Source organism: Streptomyces coryli (assembly GCF_011044975.1).
GTDB classification, from domain to species: Bacteria; Actinomycetota; Actinomycetes; order Streptomycetales; family Streptomycetaceae; genus Streptomyces; species Streptomyces coryli.
This window is the reverse complement of record NZ_JAAKZV010000453.1, coordinates 1-3,083: the sequence shown is the minus strand read 5'-3', so window position 1 is coordinate 3,083 and position 3,083 is coordinate 1. Positions and strand designations below refer to the sequence as shown.

Sequence of the window (3,083 nt, the reverse complement as noted above, 5' to 3'; positions counted from 1 at the left end):
AGACCAACCAAGCCCCCGCCCCCTCTCCTCCCGTAGCCAGCCAACCCACTGGCACCGCACCGAAGGTGGGACGGCAGCGCGGCCGTCACCATCCGATGCCAAGTCCCCCGCCGTTCCGGACGCTGGGCGCTGGACACGGCCCCGGTGACGCGGACTGAAGCTGTCCTCAATGGTGGTTAGCGTCGAGGTGGAACAGCGGAAGCATCGCCGAGCGAAAGGCCCCGTCATGACCCAGCACACCCGCGCCGCAGCCGTACCCGATGGCTACACCTCCGTCGCACCGTGGGTCGTCACCGACGACACCGGTGCCTTTCTCGACTTCGTCGCCGAGGTCTTCGACGGTGAGGAGATCGGGCGCGTGGCGACCGAGGACGGCAAGATCGGGCACGGCGAGATCCGCGTCGGCGACACCGTCGTGCTGGCCTTCGACCGGCACGCCGACTGGCCGGAGATGCCCAGCCTGTTGCGGGTGTTCGTCCCCGACGCGGACGAGGCGTGCGCACGGGCGATCGCGGCCGGCGGAAAGGTCGTCACCGAGGTGATGGACAACCCCTTCGGGCAGCGCGGCGGCCGCATCAAGGACCCCTTCGGGAACATCTGGTGGGTGACGCGCCACGTCAAGGACGTAACGGAGGACCAGATCTGGCAGGGCCTGCAGGACCCCGCGCACATCGAGGGGATGCGAGTGGCGCAGCAGACCCTGGACGCCGAACTGAGTGGCCGCGGTCAGGGGCGCAGCAGCGCCCCCGTCAGGCCGGCCGAGTCGCCGTCGTGAGACACCGCGGCTAGCGGTCGGTGGTCAGTGGCGTGACCGTGAAGGTCTTGTCGCAGAGGTCGATCTCCGCCGGGGCGGTGAGGGATGCCGTGTTGCCCGGGGGATAGACGCGCACCCGCGTGGATGTGGGCAGGCAATCGCCCTGGTGGTTGATCGTGCGCAGGGTGCTGCTCGCCGACTTGCCCGGGGCGAGGGTGATCGGGGTGTAGCCCTTCGCGTCGCGGGTGGCCGGGTCGCCGAGTTGCTTGCCGTCCGCGTCGAGGAGGGAGACGCCTGGGTAGCCGGTGAGGCGGCAGGTGACCGAGCCGCGGTTGGTGAGGACCAGGTAGCGGTAGATGCTGCCGGCCGCGGCGTCGCCGGTCCGCACCGACGCGGACAGTTTCGCGGTCTCGCAGCGGCGTGGTGCGGTGCCGTCGGTCGCTTCGCCGGATGGGGGTGCGTTCTTACGGGACGGGCTGCCGGTGGGGGTGTCGTCCGGGCTCGGGGTGGTGCTGCGCTCCGGAGGCGCCGTCTTGGGGGAGTCGCTCGGGCCGGGGCTGCTCGGCGCGACCGTCTCCGCGCGGGATTCACTCGTGGACGGCCGGGCCACCTCGTCACCACCCTCGCCCGGCGACAGGGCCGTAGCCAGATACGCCGTACCACCAAGCACCGCCACCGCGGCCGAGACACCGAGCACCGCCCGCCCGCGCCGCCGACGCGCGGCTCGGCGCCGAGTGCGGCCGTACGAGTCCGGGGGAGCGGAAAGGAAGGCCGCAGGCGGCCGAAGCAGCGACTCCAGCGGGTCGCGCTCGCTGCCGTCCAGACGCGGGGTCAGGTCGCCTTCTCCGCCCGGAGGCACGTCGCCGTCCGGACGCCGGCGCTCGTCGTCAGGTGATCCGGTCATGGTGTCCCTCGAGCTCGGCGCGGAGCAGTTCGCGGGCCGCGTGCAGGTCGGACTTGATGGTGCCCTCGCGGCGGCCCAGGAGTCGGGCTACCTCGCGTATCGGGAGGTCGGCGTAGTAGTACAGCAGCGCCGGGGCGCGCAGGCGGTCCGGGAGGGACTGGACCAGGAGGCGTACGGTCGGGTCGGACGCCTCGTCGCGTGCACCGGCCGCCGCCGCCTCCTGCGTGCCGACACGGCGCAACGCCCGCCGTTCCCGCTCCAGTTTGCGCCAGTGGTCGCGGACGAGGTTGGCGGCGGTCGCGTAGAGGAAGCCGCGTGGCTCCTCGACCTTGGCCCAGCGGGCCCACAGTCGCGTGAACGCCTCCGCGGCGATCTCGTGCGCCGTCCCGTCGTCGTCCACCAGCCGCCGCACCCACCCGGCAAGACGCGGGTAGAGGACGGCGAACAGCTCGGCGGCAGCGCGCTCTTGAGCCGATGCCGATGCCCGGATGCCCACCCTCCTCACGTACCCCGGTACGTGCCCCGTCGCGCTCACCGCGCGGTGACCTGCGAGGCGTACGCGATGACGTTGTCCGAGTACTCGCCGCCCGAACGGCTGCCGCCGCACGTGATCAGCCGCAGCGCCGCGTGGTCGGTGTTGCCGTACACACGCTGCGTCGGGAACCGCTTCTTGGCCACCCTCTCGACCGAATCGACGGCGAAGACCGCCGCGGAGCCGTCTTTACGGGTGATGGTGATCCTGTCGCCCCGGTCCAGACCCGGGAGCCGCTTGAAGACGCCCGCGCCGTACTTGCCGACCGTGACGTGCCCGAGGATGACCGAAGGCCCCAACTCACCGGGCGTCGGCGACTGTTCGTACCAGCCCGCCGGGTCGTCGGCGCGGATCGGCGGCACCTCGATCTCCCGGGTCTCGGTGAGGCCGAGGCGGATGACGCCGGTGTCGACGCCGATCGCCGGGATCCGGAGCCGGTCCGGGGCTGAGTGAGCCAGCGGTTTGGGCGACGCCTTGGCTGACGACGCACGCGGTGACGCGGACGGCGTCTTCGTACGGTCCGTGGCGCGCTCGGCTGCAGGGCTGTCCGGACCACACCCCGACAGCACGACGAGCGCGAGCACGGCGATGACCGCCCGACCTCCTCGAAACGGCGGGTGCTGAGCTCCCAACGCTCAGTCCCTGGCCCGGTGCCGCGCCACCATCACCGCGATCGCGGCCAGCGCCGCCAGCCCGCTCCCGATACCGGCCACCAGCGTCTCGCCGGAGTTATCGCCGCCGGCGGCCGCCCGCACACCAGTATCCGGAGCACCGCTCGGCACCGTGCCCACCTGGCCGCCGCCGCCCGAACCGGAACCGGACCCGCCGCCCGAACCCGACCCACCACCGGACCCAGTCCCGCCGGACCCGCCACCCGTACCCCCGGGATTACC

Annotated in this window: 4 protein-coding genes and 1 pseudogene; 1 reads left to right on the top strand and 4 read right to left on the bottom strand. The window is 72.4% G+C overall.

Annotation, left to right across the window (positions count from 1 at the left end; translation table 11 throughout):
- Nucleotides 1–226: 226 nt before the first annotated feature.
- Entirely contained in the window at nucleotides 227–775 is a 549-nt protein-coding gene (locus G5C51_RS41090) for a VOC family protein (protein WP_165245901.1), read from the top strand.
- Nucleotides 776–785: 10 nt separating this feature from the next.
- Here the strand turns inward: G5C51_RS41090 and G5C51_RS41085 are convergent, their stop codons facing one another.
- The 4 genes and pseudogenes from G5C51_RS41085 to G5C51_RS42665 all read right to left on the bottom strand — a co-directional run.
- On the bottom strand, nucleotides 786–1,658 hold the full coding sequence (locus tag G5C51_RS41085) for a DUF4232 domain-containing protein (RefSeq protein WP_165245899.1): 873 nt from the start codon (nucleotides 1,656–1,658) through the stop codon (nucleotides 786–788).
- On the bottom strand, nucleotides 1,642–2,148 hold the full coding sequence (locus tag G5C51_RS41080; RefSeq protein WP_165245905.1) for a sigma-70 family RNA polymerase sigma factor: 507 nt from the start codon (nucleotides 2,146–2,148) through the stop codon (nucleotides 1,642–1,644). The genes G5C51_RS41085 and G5C51_RS41080 overlap by 17 nt, the downstream gene beginning before the upstream one ends.
- Nucleotides 2,149–2,189: 41 nt before the next feature.
- Nucleotides 2,190–2,774, bottom strand: coding sequence for a class F sortase (locus G5C51_RS41075; protein ID WP_338118503.1), 585 nt, complete (start codon nucleotides 2,772–2,774; stop codon nucleotides 2,190–2,192).
- 51 nt (nucleotides 2,775–2,825) lie between these two features.
- A pseudogene (locus G5C51_RS42665) lies at nucleotides 2,826–3,083 on the bottom strand (hypothetical protein); the annotation flags it as partial.